This window comes from Planktothricoides sp. SR001, assembly GCF_001276715.1.
Taxonomy (GTDB): Bacteria; Cyanobacteriota; Cyanobacteriia; order Cyanobacteriales; family Laspinemataceae; genus Planktothricoides; species Planktothricoides raciborskii.
In genome coordinates this window covers 45,519-64,648 of sequence record NZ_LIUQ01000030.1, presented here as the reverse complement: position 1 = coordinate 64,648, position 19,130 = coordinate 45,519, and the positions used below count along the sequence as shown (strand labels likewise).

Genomic DNA, 19,130 nt, shown 5'->3' with positions numbered 1-19,130 from the left:
TCAACAATCTAGCATCACTCAACATTGGCACTTATGGTCAATTTTACCGTAGCGATATGCACTTATAATGGAGAAAAGCGGTTGCCCGAAGTTTTAGATTGTCTGCGATCGCAAATCAACCCGGAAAATATTTCCTGGGAAATTATGGTGATTGACAATAACAGCAAAGATGGCACCGCCAAAATCGTGCGCGAATATCAAAATAATTGGCCAGAAACTTATCCCTTAAAATATGTTTTTGAATCCCAACAAGGTGCGGGTTTTGCCAGGAACCGAGCGATTAAAGAAGCGAAATCAGACTTAATTGGTTTTATCGATGACGATAATTTACCTGCAAATAATTGGGTAAATGAAGCATTTTTATTTGGGCAAAAATACCCCAAAGCCGGGGCTTATGCCAGTCAAATTCATGGCCAATTTGAAGTAGAAACACCAGAAAATTTTGAGCGGATAGTCCCATTTTTAGCCATCAATGAACGGGGATATAAACCGCTTTTATACAATTCCAAAAAAAAAGTTTTACCCCCTTCTGCGGGACTGGTCGTGAGAAAAGAAATCTGGCTGGCAAATGTGCCAAAACACTGTATATTAAGTGGCAGAGTTCCTGGCAGTATGCTCACCAGTGAAGATTTGGAGGTTTTAGCCTATATTCAACAGTCTGGCTGGGAAATTTGGTATAATCCAGCAATGGAAGTTAGACATAAAATTCCTAAGTGGCGCTTTGAAAAAGATTATTTAATTCCTTTTTTTCGTGGCATTGGTTTAAGTCGCTATGTCACTCGAATGGTAGGAGTTAAATCTTGGCTTAAACCTTTGGTTTTCTTAGCTTATAGCGTCAACGATATTCGCAAAATATTGCTACATTTGCTAAAATATGGCACTAAAATTAAAACCGACTTGGTGGCCGCTTGTGAAATGCAACTTTTAGTCAGTAGTTTGCAAAGTCCCTTTTATTTATGGAGGCATGGTTATTTGAAAAAAGCTGAAAAAAACTGAAAAAAATAAAAAAATCATGGGAGGCGATCGCTCATGCTTGAATCATTTCACTACAGTTAAAACCAAGGGTGATATTCATTCAGTTAATCGGGGGAAAAAGTGGTTTACTTCACCGTAGCAATTCCTACTTATAATGGAGCCAGCCGTTTGACTAAAGTATTGGCAAAGCTGGAAAAACAAACAGGTATTGAAAATCTTTCCAGGGAAATTATTATTGTTGATAATAACAGCAAAGATGACACAGCCAAAGTTGTGCAAGAATATCAAGCAACTTGGTCAAAATCTATGCCTGGGGTAGCTTTAAAATACTTTTTTGAACCCGAACAGGGGGCGGCATTTGCTAGACTGAAAGCAGTTCGAGAAGCCCAAGGAGAATGGATTGGATTTCTGGATGATGATAATTTACCTGAACCAGACTGGATCGCGGCGGCTTATTCCTTTGCCCAAGCACATCCTGATGCTGGTGCAATTGGCGGACAGATCCACGGTGATTTTGAAGTCCAACCCCCAGAAGGTTTTGAGAAAATTCAACAATTTCTAGCCATTAGAGAACATGGTTCAGAACCTTTTACTTTTGATGCGGCAAATATTAGATTACCCCCTGCGGCAGCTTTGGTGGTTCGCAAGCAAGCTTGGCTGGAAAGTGTGCCCGATCGCCCCCGGTTAACGGGAAAATTACCAGGGTTGTTAATCCAGGGCGATGATTACGAGCCCTTGCTTTATATATATAAAACAGGTTGGAAAATTTGGTATAATCCAGCGATGCACACTCATCATCAGATTCCCCACTGGCGATTGGAAAGAGATTATCTGCTTTCTATTGCTAGAGGTTGCGGTTTAGCCACCTATCAACTGAGGATGATTAATGCTAAACCTGGTGAAAGACCAGTAATTTTTATTAGGACAATACTGGGTAATTTGCGTCGTTTACTAGAATATCGGTTAAAATATAGAAGTGACGTGAAAAATCAGTTAATTCCAGCCTTTGAAATGGAATTTTCTTGGGGAAGTTTGATGAGTCCTTTTGTTGAGTTAATGAAAATCGATCAATAATTGATCAAATATTAATGGTTTTACTGGAGCAAATTTTAGTTTTTTAAAAAACAGGAAATATATGCCATTAATTTCAGTAATTTTGTCGGTTTATAACGGATCGGAAACCATAGCCGAAACAATTAAATCGGTCATAAATCAAAGTTTTACAGATTGGGAACTAATTATTATTAATGACGGATCTCAGGATGCAACTTTAGATGTCATTAACAGCATTTATGATTCAAGAATACAGGTATTTTCTCATGCAAATTCAGGTCAAGCTTTTAGTAACAATAGAGGATTATCTCTAGCTAAGGGTGAATATATTTCATTTATAGATGCAGATGATCTATGGACAACGGATAAATTAAAAGATCAATTGAAATCACTGCAAAATAATCCTGAAGCTGCCGTGGCAATAAGCTGGACAGATCACATCGATAAATCCGGTCAGTTTTTACGTCAAGGACCTCACCCTACTTTTAATGGCGATGCTTATACCAAACTCTTGTTGGAAGATTATGTAGGTTCGGGTTCTAATCCCTTGATTCGTAAGCAAGCATTAGATGAAGTAGGAAATTTTGAAGTATCACTTGCTCCAGCGGCTGATTGGGATTTATGGCTTAGGTTATTGGCTAAATATAATTTAGTCGTAGTGCCACATGTGCAAATTTTGTATAGACAACAAAGTGCTGGTTCTGTGACTCAAAATGTTTTGAAAATGGAGCAAGTTAGCCTAAAAACCCTGGAAAGAGCATTTGCTAATGCGCCTGAATCTCTCCAACATTTAAAGAAGATTTGTTTAGCAAATCGATACAAATATTTGATGGCCAAGGCTTTAGAAAATTATCCCACTACACAAGAAGGATTGATTGCATTTAAATGTTTTGTGAAAGCGATTCTTCACAATCCATCGATCCTGACGAAATCACGATTTGTGTCGGTGCTGCTAATAAAAATATTAATCACGATTTTTCTGCCTAAGCAATCCAGAATCTTGATCGAGACTTTGAAAAAGCTATCTGCATAATTTTTACCGAGTAATCATAGATTGCCGAATGTCTATGATATAAAATTGATCTAAAACTCACGCCTGATGCGATGCCAAGATCGATTTGTCTGCTGAGATGCTTAAAAAGATGGATTCCCGAACGAGGGCAGCTTGGTACAGGTTTTTTGTCTATAGTTCATAATGATAATGAAAATATTACATTTGAATACTTGGGATATTGAAGGAGGGGCTTCTCGTGGGGCTTATTGGATGCACCAGTCTCTCTTAAAAGCAGGTGTGAATTCTATGATGCTGGTGGGTCATAAGTTGAGTGACGATTATACGGTGATGGGCAGTCAGTATAGGACGATATCGGAGAAACTCCGCAGAGATATTGGTGAATATATTGATGAATGGCCGCTGAAACAATATAAAAATCAAAAAAAAGAATTGTTTTCTCCCGCTTGGTATTCCCAAAATATCTTGTCTAAAGTTAAATCGATTAACCCAGATATTGTGAATATCCATTGGATTGGTAAATCTTTCTTGAATCCCGAAACTATTGCTAAAATTGAAAAACCAATTGTCTGGACATTTCGGGATATGTGGGGGTTCACGGGAGGCTGCCATTATACGGAGGACTGCACTCGCTATCAAGTGAATTGTGGGTTATGTCCTCATTTAGGGTCGGGAAAAGAACACGATTTATCTCGAAAGCTTTGGCACCGAAAACAAAAATCGTTTAATGATTTAAATATGACGATTGTAGCGGTTAGTCAGTGGTTGGCAGACTGTACGAGACAAAGTAGTTTGTTTAAAGATTCCCGAATAGAAGTTATTTATAATGCGATTAATACGTTAACTTTTCAGCCCAGAGATAAAAAGTTAGCGAGACAATTGCTGAATTTACCAGAGAATCGTAAGTTGATTTTATTTGGGGCAATCAGAGCAACGAGCGATCGCCGCAAAGGTTTTGAATATTTGAGTTCTGCGATTAAAAAATTTGCCGAAAGTGATTTAGCCGCTGATACAGAATTAGTGATATTTGGAGCTTCAGAACCTCGCGATCGCCCGAATTTGGGCATGAAAACGACTTATCTAGGACGGTTAAATGATGATTTAACTTTAGCCTTAGTTTATGCCGCAGCAGATGTGATGATTGTTCCTTCCTATCTCGATGCTTGTCCGAAAACGCCGATTGAGTCTTTAGCTTGTGGCACTCCAGTGGTTTGTTTTGATAGCAGCGGCTTAAAAGAAATTGTCGATCATCAACAAAATGGCTATCGGGCGAAATGTTTTAGTGAGGATGATTTAGCCGCAGGAATTACTTGGGTTTTGCAGGATGAAAACCGCAGGCGATCGCTTTCCCAATGCGCTATAAAAACCGTTGAGCAGAAATTTACGATGGAAATTTTAGCTCGGGCTTATATCAATTTATATCAAGATATTCTAGGTTAGAATAATAGATATATCTGATCTTTGTGTTCTCTGTGTCTTTGTGGTAAATATCTCTGTTTTAAATTAGCTTTAAATTAGCCAGCTTTAACAAAGTTTGCTGAGAATTTGGCTGACAATTTGGGCAGTCAGTAGGGACTTTGGGATAGGTGAGAATGCTAACGAAAACTTGAAGATTTGCCTGAGAATTTGTGCCTCCTGGACTGAGAAAACATTCCGCAGGGGGCAGGAGCAAAAGCCCAGAATTTCCCCGATTTTGGCTACAGGCAAATTCAGGATTAAACTGCTCAAAAGTGAGTTCTACTTCCGTTTGAATTTCAGCCCTATTTAATTCAGGCCATAAAAATCTACCAAAGGCTTTATACAATAAACTACCATCTTCTTTCTGTTCCGCTAACCGCAAGTCTAAACCGCGATCGCTAGGTTCACGAGTCTGATCGATTTGTGATTTAAATTCCAGGGTTTTTTGATCATTGCTTAAGCTGAATTCTATGGCTCCTGGATAATCTCCAATCCAGCTATAGTAAGGGGTTTTAGGATAGTAGGATAATATTCCGGTTCCGGCCAAAGGTTTTCCCACCTCAACCCCAAAGAAATTCGCTAGATCGAATCCAGCAGACTCCGTAGACCAATCAAAGGCGATCGCAACTTTTTCTGGGGTCTTGGGGAAATCTTGGGTTAAATAAAAATAAGCCTGGGCAAACCGTTGACCCAGGTCTAATTGTCCTTGGGAACTATAATGAATTTCGTCTTTGGGGGTTTTTTCTAGATCGCTGGTATTTACTACGATAGTAAATGGGTCATTTAAGGCCACATTAAACTGAGAATTTCGCACAAAATACTCATATTTTGCCTGGGAACCCACATGGGGAGAAATTTCCCCAATCACAAATGGTAAAAATGAATTTTTAGCATAGTCTCGCAGGGATTTCTTTAGGTTCGTGAGGTTTTCTTCGTAGGTCAAATAAACTTGCTTATGATATTTATCGGTGGCATCGGATTCTCCCTGCATCCAAAAAACTCCCCGAATTTCAAAGCTATCTCCACGGGCAGTTAAAGCCGCCGTAGCATTGTCCAGAACTGCTAATAAATGCTGATGCAGTTTACCTCCGGGCATCCATCCCCTCACGGGATCGCCTAATAAAGTGGCACCGACGGCAAATTTAACGATCGCCACTGGTATGGATTCATTGTCAGCCAACCACCGACCCAAGGTAATTTCAGGGCCAAAACCATTGGCCAGAGTCGGTGCATTATAGAAAGGATTACAAAATGGGCCACTGGTATAGGGAGCGGCTTGCTGAAGACCTAATGGCACCCAATTGCCAGCAGAATTATAGACAACTGGGGTGTCAAGGAAAAAACATTCTTCATTTAAGGATATTTCATAGAAAAATTCGATGTCAGGTTGGCTGCTAAGATCCCGACTATACCGATTAATCGCATCCGGTTGAGATAAATAAGATCCAATGGTGCCACTGCCTACGGCATTAGATTGACCAGCCAAAATAAAAACATGAATTGGTTTTGCCTGGGCATTTCCTGGAACCATTAGGCACACAATCAGAATGATTAAATTCTGCCAATAGCGGCGAATGTTTTTCAAGGTTGACACTCCTGATTGATTGATTGACAAGATTTCGCCAAAAATTGCTTATAAAATTACCTCATAAACATTACAAGTTCCCTCGCGGTCTGAGGTAAAGACAATACTGCGTCCGTGAGGGGCGATCGCCGCATGGACATGAGCATCTTGGTCTTTTAACGACGGATCGGTATCATGCTTGCACAAGTGAGTTATCTTTAACAGTCGCCGAACATACATATCCGTGACTTGTTTTTCCAGACGAGAAATCATTCCTGGCCATAATGCTTGAACCTTTTGCCGACGTAACAGCCAAGATATTTTATTTAACCACTGGTTCAGCGGATTTTTTTCTTGGCCGATTATGGGTTCAGCCAGGGTGACAAACCCATCCATCCCATCAATAATAAAGTGACGACTATCGAGGGTACTGGTGACATGACCGAGAGAAAAATTCGGCATAGGGATTTGATGAACTAAGTCTCCCTCCCAAGTTCTGGCAGCCAAAAAAGGGCCTTGAGAATTCCAACCGTGGTAAACAATAAATTCTCCTGTAGGCGACCAGTTTTCGTGAGTGCAGAGAGTATTTTTCGGTTGGTCAAATAACGGGCGATAATTGCCATTGGGTTCTAAACACCAGATTCTAGGTGTGGTGTATTCTCCATGTCCTTCTCGGTTAAAAATTAACCGACCACTGCCAAGGGGATCGAACTGAACATGAGTCACCCAAAATGGAACTTTTGCCCAAATTTCTGCTGTTCCAGTATTCGCATCAATGCGATATAATCGAGTTACAAATCCTTGTTCAACCATCCGTTTTGGTATGGTTTGCAGTTGTTCCCATTGGTCAACAATTCCATCAGGAAATGCTTCGGGTTGGGTGACTGGAACGCAGAGTAATTTTCCATCAGGATAAATATGATTATAAGCCGTCCACCAATATTCGGGTAAATGACAAATAACCCGTTTATTTCCGGTATCTAATTCAATAGAAAATAAGATATCATCCTGAGTCCAATAGACTCGGTTATTAATCGGATCTAGACAAGGAGATGTTTTACTTAATCCCTTAAGTCCTCCTTGAGGATAGACATAACTTCTGATTAACCCATTTTGGTTATGAGTCAGTTGATAAATTTCCCCAGAAGAACGGGCGATCGCATATAAATTCGGATGTCCATCTCGTTCTGAAATAAATACTAACCAGCGATCGTCTTGGGTAATACTATAAGTGGTGAAATAGAAATGCTGGTCTTTAGCCGTTGAATTTGTCCATTGAATCACCGTGTGATTTGTGTTTGGATCGACGAACTTTTTAAATTCGGGAGGATAACTCGGTTTCATCACTGCCAACTCCTCTAGTGAAAATTAGAATTACTATCATTTTTGGCTCCAATCTTCCGGTGGTACAAATGTTTCCACATATTTTAACATTTCTGGATCTTCTTGGATCCATTTTGCTCTTTGCCGTTCGATCTGTTTTAAGTGTTCTTCAATATTTTTATCAGTCACCAACACCCCAAAATCTTGCGGGACAGTCTCCTGATTCACGTCAAACATTCTATTCAATATTAAATCTCCTACTTCCTTGGTATAATGAGAAGGATCGATGTAATTTTTCATGTCTTCTTGACCAATTGGTTCAGTGGTGATACTGTTATATCCCGAAAAATCCCAAACCGGAGCAATTTTGACTAATTCTCGTTTCCATTCTTCAAAGCTAGGCCAAACATTGAGCAAACGCCGAGATTCCCAAAGACTGACATGAACTGGAGAGATAAAAAGTTTTATTTTGATATTTTTTTCGCGACAAATCTCCACAACTTTCTTTAGGTCATTTAAATATGCTGTTGAGATGATAGGTTGGTAATTATTCATACTTTTCCTTAAGGATGCCAAGTCTTCTTGCAAAAATTTTTTAAATCTGCCTTGATTAGAAATTCCCCCGAAAATATGTTTTTTAAAAAATTCTGGCTCCCTCAGACCGTTTGGATAATAAAAACCTACATCATTGGGAGAGAGGATATTGGCTTTAATTGTTTTTAAACTGCCAAAAACCGCATCAAGGGAAAATAAGACATCCAGTAAATCTGTCGCGACAATATTTTTTGTTTCTAATCGCTCTTCTTTAAAATCGGGTTTAATCTCATCGAAAGTCGTAAACATCATAAAATCAACCCCAATGACCACTAAATTTAGGTCGGGGTTCAGGTAAATTGCATGGTCAAAATAACGTCTTGCTTCATACATATTGGCGCCGGGAAGCGCCAAATTATACGCGGGCTGGCGATCGCGAAAAGCCGGATGGGCTGGATCTAACCCAAACTCAGTTCTCGAAAACCCCAGAAACACGGTTTGCGGACGGACACGAATTGCTTCCATTGCTTTAAAAAGTCTAGCATGACTATGGGTTTCCTTTTTGACTTTATTGAAACCGACAATTTTTGGACTATTAAAAACTACATAAGGATCTACGATCACATTAAAAGACACAATCGCTAATATCTGAGATAATAGACAAACAAATAAAATTAAATTATATTTTTGATAGGTTTGATAAAGCTTCATTCTGATCAAAACTGAAAGTAAAGAAATTCCGAAACACGATTCAGAGAAAGCAAACAAAAAAGCGCCAACAAACTTGTTAAGCAAGCAACCCACAACCGAGGTTTAAACCAATCCATAATTGCCTGGTTGTTCGGCAACCAAATAACTGCTAACATTAATCCTAACAGAATCAATAAGATATAATTATTTCCTAAATTTTCGGGTAAGTAAGTAAAGTTATTCCACGGCTCAAATTTTCCGCCCAATAACGATAACCACCCCAAAAAACCTTGATAGGCAAGGGGCATTTCAATTGGTTTAATTCCCGTCATTGCCTTAAACATTTCTACTGCATCACTAATACTACTAGCCCTAAATAATACCCAACTAAAGACCACAGCCAAAAAAGTAATCATCCATGCCACTATTTTGGGCAAAAATATTCCCAATTTGCGCCATGCTTGGTTAATCGCCAAATAAAACCCATGCATTCCACCCCACAAGACAAAAGTCCAGCCTGCCCCATGCCATAGTCCTCCCAGTAACATGGTAATAATGAGATTAATATACCGCCGAATTTCCCCTTTGCGATTGCCACCGAGGAAAATATAAAGATAATCTCTGAGAAAATTTGATAAGGTAATATGCCAACGCCGCCAAAATTCAATAATTGAGGTAGATTTATAGGGAGAGTTAAAATTTAATGGCAGATCGATATTCACCATCCATGCTAACCCGATCGCCATATCAGAGTAACCAGAAAAATCAAAGTAAAGCTGAAAGGTATAAGCTAACGCCCCGACCCAAGCTTCTAGGAAACCGACATCATTGGCATTGTCAAAAACTAAGGAAACCCAAGGAGATAAATTATCCGCAATTAAAACCTTTTTGGCAAGTCCTAAAATAAATAAGGTTAAACCTTGGGCAAACTTCGCCTCAGAGAAGAAAACTTTCTGGCGATCGCGCAATTGGGGAATCAGCTCATCATGGCGCAAAATTGGCCCGGCAATCAGTTGGGGGTAAAACGTCACAAATAAGGTATAGGTGATTAAATCATAATCAGAATCCTGGGTTTCCCCACGATATGCATCCACTAGGTAAGCAATTTGGGTAAAACTATAAAAAGAAATCGCCAGGGGCAGAATAATTGTGGGCAATTGCCAATCGGTTGACCAAATTTGATTCAAAGAATTGACAAAAAAGTTGGCATATTTATAATAACCCAAAATTACCAAGTTAAAAGCTATCCCTAAAATTAACAAATTTCGGGACTTGGTACTTTTCGGTTCACCGCGATTAATTTCCCAGCCAAACCAATAATTTCCCCCAATTGAAATCAGTAATAAAGGTAAATAGGCAGGATTCCAATAGCCATAAAAAAATAAAGAAGCTAGAGTCATCCAGAGGAGAGCAAATTGACGATGACCAAACCGCAGCAAGCCGAAAAAAATCATCAGGGTAATCGGTAAAAAACCTAAAATAAAAACATAAGAGTTAAATAACACGATGACCTCATAGCTGAATATTGGGCAATGACATCACTTGCCGAGTCCGATTAACGATTTCACGATTTTTTTGATCGGTTTCTCTAGTCATGGGGTGTAAGAGTCATGGGATGCAAGGCGTAAATGGCGGGCGGCGGGCAGTAAGTTTTCCGAGATTCTCGCAGTTCTGGAGAAGGGACTTAAGCGCGATCGCCATAGTAATTGGCCCGATCGCCCCGAAATCTAATCGTCGCGTGTAGGGAAATCCGCATCCCTAGCGGGGGGCTATCCGCGATCCATCCTAGGGTAGAGATCGCCCACAATCAATTAACGGTGCGTTACGCTTTGCTAACGCACCCTACAATAACATAACAGATCAATCAGCGAGAGATAACTATGGCCGTACTCGAACAGGGCAACATTACGATCCATACCGAGAACATCTTCCCGATCATCAAGAAGTCCCTCTACTCTGGTCACGAAGTCTTCTTTCGGGAACTGATGTCCAACGCCGTAGACGCCATCACCAAAATGAAAATGGTGTCCTTCAGCGACGAATTCAAGGGGGACGTAGGCGAACCGGAAATCACCATCGAACTCGACAGCAGCAAAAACACCCTCTCCATTTCCGACAACGGCATTGGCATGACCGCTGACGAGGTGAAAAAATACATTAACCAAGTCGCCTTCTCCAGCGCCGAGGAATTTCTAGAAAAATACAAATCTGCCGGAGAACAAATCATCGGTCACTTCGGGCTGGGTTTTTACTCATCCTTCATGGTTTCTAGCAAAGTAGAAATCGATACCCTGTCTTATCAAGAAGGCGCCCAAGCGGTTCACTGGTCTTGTGACGGTTCTCCCTCCTTCACCTTGGAAGATTCCACCCGCACCACTCGCGGCACCACCATCACCCTACACCTGCTCGACGAAGAAAAAGAATACACTGAAGCTTCTCGAATCAAACAGTTGGTGAAAACCTACTGTGACTTTATGCCCGTACCCATCAAACTCGACGGGGAAGCGATCAACAAACAAAAGTCCCCTTGGCGAGAGTCTCCCAACAACCTGACCAAAGAAGACTATCTGGAATTCTATCGTTATCTTTATCCGTTCCAAGATGAACCTCTGCTGTGGGTACATCTCAAAACTGACTATCCGTTTGACATTAACGGCATTCTCTATTTCCCCAAACTGCGCCCTGATGTGGATGTCACCAAAGGGGAAATTAAACTCTACTGCAATCACGTCTTTGTCAGCGAGCACGTTGAGGAAATTATTCCCAAATTCTTGCTGCCTATGCGCGGGGTGATTGACAGCCCGGATATTCCTCTGAACGTTTCCCGTAGCGCCTTACAAGTTGATCGCACCGTCCGCAAGATTGCCGATTTTGTCGCCAAAAAAGTAGGCGATCGCCTCAACGAATTCTACAAACAAGACTGGAACGAATATGTTCGTTGCTGGCAAGACATTGGCACCTTCGTCAAATTTGGCTGCCTCAACGACGACAAATTCAAAAAACAAGTCAACGATATCGTCATCTTCCGCACCACCGCTGACCTGAGTAAAGCCGAACCGGAAACCCCAGCAGTGGAAGTCCAGTCCGAAGCGGGAGACGTTTGGCAAGATGTCACCCCAAAAAATAGCAAAGGGGGGACTCAATGGGGCTCTTACACCACTCTCCAAGACTACCTAGACCGCAACAAAGAACGCCATGAAAACCGGGTGTTCTATGCCACCGATGAAGCCCAACAAGCCACCTACATTCAACTCCATAAGAGTCAAGGCTTAGAAGTCCTAATTATGGACTCCTTCATCGACACCCACTTTATTTCCTTCCTAGAACGGGAACACACCGATGTTAAATTCTCACGGGTAGACTCGGAAATTGACGACAAACTCTTGGACAAAGACCAAGAAAAAGAAATTGTTGACCCCACCACCAACAAAACCCGCAGCGAACAAATCAAAGAAATCTTTGAAAAAGCGCTGAACAAACCCAAGGTAAATATTCGTACCGAAGCCCTCAAATCCTCCGACCCCCAAGGCAGTCCTCCGGCAATGGTACTCTTACCGGAATTCATGCGCCGAATTCAAGATATGAGTGCCCTCATGTCCCAAGAAGTCGCCAAATTCCCCGAAGAACATATTTTATTAGTAAATACTGCCCACCCCTTAATCAAAAATCTGGCTCAACTCAGCAGTGGCACCATTATTGGGCCTGATGGCACTTCTCCCTCTGGGGAACTGGCAAATATGATTTGTCAGCACGTTTATGACCTGGCTTTAATGGCCCAAAAAGGCTTTGATGCTGATGGGATGAAAGCCTTTGTCCAGCGTTCTAACCAAGTGCTCACCACTTTAACCGATCGCGCCACTAAATAAGTCTAATAAATAACTCTAAATAAGTTATTTCCCAAAACTTCCTAGAAACCGGGTTTCTTTTTGGCAGGCCAAAGTCATGCGATCGGCCCACCAGAGAAACCCGGTTTATTGGCGATCGATCCAGATAAAACAACTATAGCGATCACCTTACCAACCTGACTCAAGCAATCGCAAAATCCGTAAACTTCCGACTCTCAGGATCATGGAACGCTAACACAATATCCTTGGACGGCACTCCCTCCCTTAACAACTCACTAATTCCCTCCTCTGTCCAATCTTCCTCAATGTAAATTTTCTCATTTTTAAGGCGAACATAAACAAAAATTGCCTTAACTCGTCGCTTATTTTTCCAGCCAATATTAAACCAAAAATATTCACTCATTTGATCGTCAAACATTAAGACCTCATCTATATCAGGATCGGGGACTTGTGCTGAGATTATTTCATACTCATTTAAGATTTTTTTAATAAAATTTTGATAATCGGTTAATTTGTCCATTTTCTGACTTCTTATTTTTCAATATCAACAATTAACAGGATAACTTCATATTTATTAGGGGTCGATGGGGAAATCGTTCTCCCCACCTCCCATTCAGAACCCAGCGTGCCACTTTCACGGCACTAGGCTCCTACCTAAATTGACCTTTTACACAGGTACGTCTACCAGAGTGGTAGTTCTTCCTCCGCCCTTGGGCGCTTCCGTCATATCTTGACTTTAAGTCGTGACAATGAGCGTGAAGCAATTGCAGGTTTTTGTATTCATCCTTTCCACCTAAGCTTCTAGGTATGATGTGGTCTACTTCTCACGGGTCGCTGCTTGTGAAGTATTGCCCGCAATATGGGCATTTGCCCTTCTGTTTTTTCAACAGTTTTGCCACTCTTGTAGGGGGTTCAATGTCTTGTCCTCGCCTGGTACTCCAATAAACCCAATCTCCGTCATAAGGGGATTTGTCAGGGTTGACTAAGGTGTGTCATTTAATTTCGACATCCGCGTGTTTCCATAGCGTTAGGAGTCGTGTAAAAATAAGTTGACCAATTAGACCGGAAGTGGGATAATCAAGAAGTAGCGCTACCGCGAGCCTGATGATTGTGGATAACGAAACCCTCAAAAGCATTAAAGCATTAAAGATAAATATTAGTCATTATCACCTTATTTGAATGAAAAAACACGAAGGATTTGGGCAGCTTGTGAAGCCTTGTCTTTGGGATGGGGAGGTGTAACACTTACTGCCAAGGCAACTGGACTATCCCGGACGACAATAAATTCCGGAATCCGCGAACTGTCTGAATCTTCGGGCACTCCATCAGAAAAAGAGCTTCCTCGGATCCGTCGTCAGGGGGGTGGACGTAAATTACTAGAAGAAAAAGATGGAATGCTGCTATCAGATTTGGAATCCTTGATAGAACCTATGACATTGGGAGACCCGGAGTCTCCGCTAAAATGGACTTGTAACAGTGTAGCCAAACTGGCCAAAGAGCTAAATGGTGGGGGACATAGAATCAGTCCAAAAAGCGTTTATAATTTACTAGAACATCTAGGCTATAGCTTACAATCAAATCGGAAAACTCGGGAGGGCTCATCTTGTCAAGATAGAGATGAGCAATTTTTACATATTTATTCAGAAGTCAAAAGTTTTCAAGCCGCCAACGAACCCGTAATCTCTGTTGATACCAAGAAAAAAGAATTAATTGGAGACTTTAAAAACGAAGGAAAAGAGTGGACGCTTAAGGCGCCGCCTATTGAAGTCCGAAGGCATGACTTTGTAGACCCAAATTTGGGTAAAGCTATTCCTTATGGGATTTATGATTTAACCCAGAATAAAGGATGGGTCAATGTGGGAATTGACCATGATACAGCGGAATTTGCGGTGGAATCAATTCGTCATTGGTGGCAGTCAATGGGAAAAGATTGTTATCCCCATAGTCAAAAGATAATGATTACAGCAGATTGTGGAGGAAGTAATAGCTATCGGTCGAGACTCTGGAAGTTAAAACTCCAAGAGTTGGCCGACGAAATTCAGAAACCGATTCAAGTCTGTAATTTTCCTCCGGGAACCAGTAAATGGAATAAAATTGAGCATCGCTGATTCTGTCATCTGACTCAAAATTGGCGGGGCAGACCAATAACAAGCTTGCAAGTCCTGATTAATTTAATTAAAAATACAACGACCTTGGAAGGATTAGAAGTGCAAGCCAACTTAGATGAAAGTCGCTACGAAACAGGAATCAAAGTGACCGACCAAGAGTTTAATTCTATTGTGATTTCGCTCCACTCTTTTCGGGGTGAATGGAACTATATCATTAAGCCCCGAGTCGAGGCATAATTGACCAACTTATTTTTACATGACTCCTTACTGCACGACAAAGCAGCAAGACTTGGTGCTTTCCTACTACAAAAGCCTGGTAGATCGGTGGAATACCGATCCACGTGCGATCGCCGAACGCGAACGAAAACAAGCAATCAAAAAAGCCAAAGCAGCCTTAGACAAGCAATTCAAGGAGATAATAGATTATCAAATATTGGCTGACATGAAAGCAGCGATCGAGCGGTCTATTTCTGTAGAAAGTTACTTACCAAAAGAAGAAGAAGACACTCAGAAAAAATGGAAGAAACTAGCGATTCAGCGGACAGCGGCGCGGATGACAGAACTTATCTGGCAATCATTGATGGATGAAATCTATCCTAAGAAATAAAGTATAATCACCGTGGAAAGTTGAAGGCAACCGCTACCGATTGGAGTCGGAGGTGCTGCTCTCCACTTTTTTTAGGAGATTTAGCAACCGTGGATAAACAGTGATTAAGGGAGTTTAGGAAAGTACAACTTATGAGGAAATTGCCCGTATATCTCACTTGAGTGAGCGCTATGTTAGAGATGTGGGTTATAAACTATGGCAAATCTTATCAGAAGCATTGGGTGAGGATGTTAAAAAAAATAATTTTCGATCAACTTTTGAAAGGTTAGAATTAAAATCATCACAATTTATTAATATACAAAGCAGCCATAATTTTAAATTTTGTTCATATCCTTATCCATCTCAAGAACAAGAACCAAAAAATGAAGATAAATCCCAAAAAATCGATTTAACCTTAGCCCCGAAAATTATTCATTTTTATCGCAGAGATACGGAACTCTAAACCCTATCCGACTGGTTAATTAATCAAAATACTCGTTTAATCGCCGTATTAGGATTATCGGGAATTGGCAAAACTACTCTGGTGAAAAGATTGGTCGATTCCCTTTCCGGATCCGCTTCGCGGAATCGCACCTTAGATCGATTTGAAATCATCATTTGGCGAAACTTAAAATTTCCCGAATCTTTGGATGTCTTGGTCAATGATTTATTGCAAGTTTGTCATCAAGAACAAAAATAAACTATGAGCGATCGCCTCAAACAATTATTTGCCCTGTTCGCGGAAAAACGGTGTTTAATCATCCTGGATGAATGATGTGCAAAATCTATTTATCCCTGGTTAATTTGCCGGACAATATCAACCAGAATATCAAGATTATCAAAACTTTTTTAAAGCGATCGCCGGACGTGACCATCAAAGTCATTTAATTTTAATCAGTCAAGAAAAATCTGCGGAAATGGAATGCTTAGACGAAGAGTTATATCCCATTAAATGCCTAGAGTTATCAAGATTAGATGGGGTATAAATCCTCAACCATACAGGATTACAAGATGAAGATAGCTGGACTTCGCTGCTTAATTTATATCAAGGAAATCCCGCTGATTTAAAAAGTATTGCGATTTTAATTAAAAATATTTTTGCCGGTCATGTAGCTGAGTTTTTAGACGAGAATACTTTGGTCATCACCAAAGAAATGCAGGTTGCTTTGCAGCAGCTATTTAACCGACTTTCCCCCAGCGAACAGCAACTTATTTTAGCCTTGAGTCAAGACCAAGCTTTATCCAGAGAAGAACTTAGGCAACGTTTAGACTTATCTTCAATGGACTTAATGAATGGGTTGCAATCTTTACAACAGCGTTATTTAGTCAGGAAAATTAACCGCGAACGGCTTTTATTTCAACTATCTCCCGTGATGCAAGAATATGTCAGAAATTTTTGCCAAAATTGATGAGAATTAGCCGCATCATAATCAAGCCAGAAACCGGGTTTCTGCACAGAAACCCGGTTTCTCCTGGGGTTGCCCCCAGTTATAAATTGCATAGCCAACGAGCGATCGATGCAACTTGATTCTCTTGATTCAGGTTAGCCGCATTAGTGAGCGTCCCCTCCTCCAGTTGATGCCAAATTTCATCGGCCATCCTTTTTGCTACTGCCGATCCGACAAAGAAAGTATTAGGAAAATAGCCAACTTTAGAAAATGCTTCCCGAATCCGATTTAGTGCGGCTTGTGCTGTTTTCCAATGCTCATCTGCTCCGGCTGGATCTATGCCTCCTTTTAGTTCACCCAAAGCGATGATAGATGGTGCAGTTTCAGATGGCTGAATTTTACTGGATTTATTCACTACCAGTTCGGTCGGGGGAAGATTAAATAAACATAGATCCACATTGCTCCTGACTAATGGCACCTTCAGATTATAAATTAGGGTGCGATTCTCTCCTTCACTCTGCCAGTTTATCCCGCGTAAAGATAACTCAATTTCTATATCATCATTGGTCATGGCTATCCATTGTTTAGTCCTGGAATCTTGCCAAGAATATTGACGACCTGCAATTTTCAGAGTCGAAAGGATAGCACGGGTTAACTTTCTTTGTGCTAATGCTCCACCGATATTACGCATTGAACCACCAAGGGTGTCACCACGAGTCAGGAGAAATCTAAACACCAATTCCTCCACAAAATTTGCCGCTGCTGGCTCAAGAAAATTCTGAATCAGCCCATTGATTGCATCAATTTTATCTTCTGGAGTCAAATAATTAAGAGATTTTTGAGATAGTCCTGCCGCTGTTAACAATCCCACCTCAATATCCTTAATCTTGAGCAAATCAGCCGCACTGACAGCTTGACTTGCCGCTGCTTGAAGTGCTTTTGCTTCGGCAATATAAGGTGCAGCCTGTCGATTTCTCTCCAGGGCAAGGGCTACAAATCCGGCACGGGTGGCTTCATAAGTTGTCACCAGATCGTCACTAGATTTCAGATGGTTAAGATAAGCGCTCATAGATTTAAATTAATTTAAATTAATCTGATTTAAATTCATCTCATTTATTGCTTTTTCCATACATAAACACACTTTCTTAAAGGGTCGCGGCCATGATTTCCCATCTGTTGACTACTGTTGCCTTTATCACTGGGTAAAACCAGAATATTCTCTACAATAAAGCCTACTTTTTCAGCCAAGGCAGAAAGAATCATGTCCACGGAAATGCTTGCCCCAGCATAACGCACATTGTCATTAACCATAAATAAAAGCGCTCCTGGTTTAAGGACACGAGAGCATTCTTGGATGACACAAGCCATTTCATAGAAATATCCTTTGACCATTCTGGGGATATTTTTGTTATTTAATAAACCTTCTATTTTTTGGTTATCTAAATATTTTAAAATAGCTTGCAATAGAGATTGACTATCTGCCAGATTTACAGCCAATTCCCAGTTTGAATTAATAGCTAACAAATTTTTAGGACGATTTTCAACCGTACAACTTAACATTTGCTGACGAAACTCAATTAATCCCTGTTCTGAAACCCCCAATAAAGCCAGTTCTAAGGCATAAGTACGAGTGTAATCATATCGATTACAATAGGGGGGAGAGGTCATAATAGCATCATAGCTGGCATCAGGTAAACTGGGCATTAATTCCAAACAAGATCCTTTGTACAAATTAATCAGACCTTGCGGCTTTTGGGTGGGAAAAAGCTCGATTTGCTCTATGTTTGGTTCTAAATCATTGATGATTTCATTGATTTTCTGACTGATGGCAATCTCGAAGGTTAAAATTTCACCTTTGTTAAAAGGTTTTTTCCCCGAACCCCGACCAGAACGATAATCCCACCGCAGATATTGCCCATCTTTTCGGGTATAACTTACGGATTCCAAGATACAAAGTAAAGCAAACATTAAAACTGCTTTTACTCTGGGATTTTCGCGATCGCACCGGGCTATATATTCCTCAATGGCTGTTTTAGTTTCTAGGGAATAAGCCCCCTGAGTAATTCTAAATTCTGGCAGACTTGTTTCATGTTCAAAATTTTTCCATAACGGCAATTTAACCCAGTCTTTTAAACGGGCAATATCATCGGAGGTAAATTCAGAATTAAAAATTTTTCTCGTCTCAATTATGGTTTGACCAATGGGCAATAATTCAATGCCATCACCATCAAGACCCAGATCCCCGGCAGCAAATAAAGCCGTCCCGCTCCCTGCAAAAGGATCTAAAATCTTCCCTTGGAAAATCTCATATTTCTGGAATAAAAACTCCACCAAAGAAGCGGAAAACGCCTCTTTATACTTGTACCACCGATACATTGGTTTGGTTTTATTTGCCTGAAAGCTGACTAAAAGTCTAGTCAGGGAGGATTGGACTAAAAATTTAGTTTTAAAGTGGTCATATAATTGCTTGTCAAGGATATCAATTTCCCTGAGATTTTCTGTTTCTGCTTGAGGGATGATATTAGAGATGCTTGACAGACCGATCGCCATTAAAAATCCTGCCTATAAAATTTTGTCTATATGATTAAGTTAAA

General features: G+C 40.6%; 17 protein-coding genes and 2 pseudogenes. 10 read left to right on the top strand and 9 right to left on the bottom strand.

Going from position 1 to position 19,130, the window contains the following annotated elements; translation table 11 throughout:
- Positions 1–33 precede the first annotated feature (33 nt).
- The 4 genes from hpsE (AM228_RS17615) (at position 34) to AM228_RS17600 (ending at position 4,480) form a co-directional block, all read left to right on the top strand.
- Positions 34–996 carry a hormogonium polysaccharide biosynthesis glycosyltransferase HpsE gene (gene hpsE, locus AM228_RS17615; protein WP_054467621.1) on the top strand — a complete coding sequence of 321 codons (963 nt, stop codon included), beginning with the start codon at positions 34–36 and terminating at the stop codon, positions 994–996.
- A gap of 99 nt (positions 997–1,095) precedes the next feature.
- The gene (gene hpsE, locus AM228_RS17610; protein WP_054467619.1) at positions 1,096–2,049 is read left to right on the top strand and encodes a hormogonium polysaccharide biosynthesis glycosyltransferase HpsE; all 954 of its coding nucleotides are present in this window, start codon (positions 1,096–1,098) and stop codon (positions 2,047–2,049) included.
- Positions 2,050–2,110: 61 nt separating this feature from the next.
- On the top strand, positions 2,111–3,061 hold the full coding sequence (locus AM228_RS17605; RefSeq protein WP_054467617.1) for a glycosyltransferase: 951 nt from the start codon (positions 2,111–2,113) through the stop codon (positions 3,059–3,061).
- Between the two features lie 168 nt (positions 3,062–3,229).
- Complete coding sequence (locus AM228_RS17600; RefSeq protein ID WP_054467642.1) at positions 3,230–4,480, top strand: glycosyltransferase family 4 protein; 1,251 nt, start codon at positions 3,230–3,232, stop codon at positions 4,478–4,480.
- A gap of 58 nt (positions 4,481–4,538) precedes the next feature.
- Here AM228_RS17600 and AM228_RS17595 read toward each other — a convergent pair whose 3' ends face one another.
- The 5 genes from AM228_RS17595 to AM228_RS36270 all read right to left on the bottom strand — a co-directional run bounded on the left by AM228_RS17595 (position 4,539) and on the right by AM228_RS36270 (position 10,416).
- Positions 4,539–6,083 carry a sialate O-acetylesterase gene (locus AM228_RS17595; protein ID WP_054467616.1) on the bottom strand — a complete coding sequence of 515 codons (1,545 nt, stop codon included), beginning with the start codon at positions 6,081–6,083 and terminating at the stop codon, positions 4,539–4,541.
- Between the two features lie 48 nt (positions 6,084–6,131).
- Entirely contained in the window at positions 6,132–7,406 is a 1,275-nt protein-coding gene (locus tag AM228_RS17590; protein WP_054467613.1) for an oligogalacturonate lyase family protein, read from the bottom strand.
- 36 nt (positions 7,407–7,442) lie between these two features.
- A complete protein-coding gene (locus AM228_RS17585) occupies positions 7,443–8,630 on the bottom strand; it encodes a hypothetical protein (protein WP_054467611.1) in 1,188 nt (395 codons plus the stop codon).
- Between the two features lie 5 nt (positions 8,631–8,635).
- A complete protein-coding gene (locus AM228_RS17580; protein ID WP_054467609.1) occupies positions 8,636–10,114 on the bottom strand; it encodes an MBOAT family protein in 1,479 nt (492 codons plus the stop codon).
- Between the two features lie 179 nt (positions 10,115–10,293).
- The gene (locus AM228_RS36270) at positions 10,294–10,416 is read right to left on the bottom strand and encodes a hypothetical protein (protein ID WP_255353220.1); all 123 of its coding nucleotides are present in this window, start codon (positions 10,414–10,416) and stop codon (positions 10,294–10,296) included.
- A gap of 73 nt (positions 10,417–10,489) precedes the next feature.
- Between AM228_RS36270 and htpG the strand changes: the two genes are divergently transcribed.
- Complete coding sequence (htpG, locus tag AM228_RS17575) at positions 10,490–12,475, top strand: molecular chaperone HtpG (protein ID WP_054467607.1); 1,986 nt, start codon at positions 10,490–10,492, stop codon at positions 12,473–12,475.
- 160 nt (positions 12,476–12,635) lie between these two features.
- Here the strand turns inward: htpG and AM228_RS17570 are convergent, their stop codons facing one another.
- Both AM228_RS17570 and AM228_RS32930 read right to left on the bottom strand, forming a co-directional pair.
- Positions 12,636–12,974 carry a XisI protein gene (locus tag AM228_RS17570; RefSeq protein WP_054467605.1) on the bottom strand — a complete coding sequence of 113 codons (339 nt, stop codon included), beginning with the start codon at positions 12,972–12,974 and terminating at the stop codon, positions 12,636–12,638.
- A 130-nt stretch (positions 12,975–13,104) separates the two neighbouring features.
- Positions 13,105–13,479 (bottom strand): annotated as a pseudogene (locus tag AM228_RS32930) (HNH endonuclease); the annotation flags it as partial.
- 150 nt (positions 13,480–13,629) lie between these two features.
- Here AM228_RS32930 and AM228_RS17565 point away from each other — a divergent pair.
- The 5 genes and pseudogenes from AM228_RS17565 (at position 13,630) to AM228_RS35380 (ending at position 16,557) form a co-directional block, all read left to right on the top strand.
- Positions 13,630–14,799, top strand: a pseudogene (locus tag AM228_RS17565) (ISAzo13 family transposase).
- A gap of 19 nt (positions 14,800–14,818) precedes the next feature.
- Positions 14,819–15,169 (top strand): hypothetical protein, encoded by a 351-nt coding sequence (locus AM228_RS17560; RefSeq protein WP_054467603.1) that lies wholly within the window; start codon positions 14,819–14,821, stop codon positions 15,167–15,169.
- A 157-nt stretch (positions 15,170–15,326) separates the two neighbouring features.
- Positions 15,327–15,611: a hypothetical protein gene (locus AM228_RS35390; protein WP_231636843.1), complete on the top strand. Its 285-nt coding sequence runs from the start codon at positions 15,327–15,329 to the stop codon at positions 15,609–15,611.
- An 81-nt stretch (positions 15,612–15,692) separates the two neighbouring features.
- Complete coding sequence (locus AM228_RS35385) at positions 15,693–15,848, top strand: hypothetical protein (RefSeq protein ID WP_231636842.1); 156 nt, start codon at positions 15,693–15,695, stop codon at positions 15,846–15,848.
- Positions 15,849–16,284: 436 nt separating this feature from the next.
- A complete protein-coding gene (locus tag AM228_RS35380) occupies positions 16,285–16,557 on the top strand; it encodes a hypothetical protein (protein WP_231636841.1) in 273 nt (90 codons plus the stop codon).
- 79 nt (positions 16,558–16,636) lie between these two features.
- Here AM228_RS35380 and AM228_RS17550 read toward each other — a convergent pair whose 3' ends face one another.
- Together AM228_RS17550 and AM228_RS17545 are read right to left on the bottom strand one after the other, a co-directional pair.
- On the bottom strand, positions 16,637–17,605 hold the full coding sequence (locus AM228_RS17550) for an AvaI/BsoBI family type II restriction endonuclease (RefSeq protein WP_054467601.1): 969 nt from the start codon (positions 17,603–17,605) through the stop codon (positions 16,637–16,639).
- 44 nt (positions 17,606–17,649) lie between these two features.
- On the bottom strand, positions 17,650–19,086 hold the full coding sequence (locus AM228_RS17545) for a site-specific DNA-methyltransferase (RefSeq protein ID WP_054467599.1): 1,437 nt from the start codon (positions 19,084–19,086) through the stop codon (positions 17,650–17,652).
- Between the last annotated feature and the right edge of the window lie 44 nt (positions 19,087–19,130).

Bases quoted from the DNA above. Each gene is read 5' to 3' on its own strand.
- hpsE (WP_054467621.1), top strand. From the start codon at position 34: ATGGTCAATTTTACCGTAGCGATATGCACTTATAATGGAGAAAAGCGG.
- AM228_RS17605 (WP_054467617.1), top strand. From the start codon at position 2,111: ATGCCATTAATTTCAGTAATTTTGTCGGTTTATAACGGATCGGAAACC.
- AM228_RS17600 (WP_054467642.1), top strand. From the start codon at position 3,230: ATGAAAATATTACATTTGAATACTTGGGATATTGAAGGAGGGGCTTCT.
- AM228_RS17590 (WP_054467613.1), bottom strand. From the start codon at position 7,406: ATGAAACCGAGTTATCCTCCCGAATTTAAAAAGTTCGTCGATCCAAAC.
- AM228_RS17585 (WP_054467611.1), bottom strand. From the start codon at position 8,630: ATGAAGCTTTATCAAACCTATCAAAAATATAATTTAATTTTATTTGTT.
- htpG (WP_054467607.1), top strand. From the start codon at position 10,490: ATGGCCGTACTCGAACAGGGCAACATTACGATCCATACCGAGAACATC.
- AM228_RS17570 (WP_054467605.1), bottom strand. From the start codon at position 12,974: ATGGACAAATTAACCGATTATCAAAATTTTATTAAAAAAATCTTAAAT.
- AM228_RS17560 (WP_054467603.1), top strand. From the start codon at position 14,819: ATGACTCCTTACTGCACGACAAAGCAGCAAGACTTGGTGCTTTCCTAC.
- AM228_RS17550 (WP_054467601.1), bottom strand. From the start codon at position 17,605: ATGAGCGCTTATCTTAACCATCTGAAATCTAGTGACGATCTGGTGACA.
- AM228_RS17545 (WP_054467599.1), bottom strand. From the start codon at position 19,086: ATGGCGATCGGTCTGTCAAGCATCTCTAATATCATCCCTCAAGCAGAA.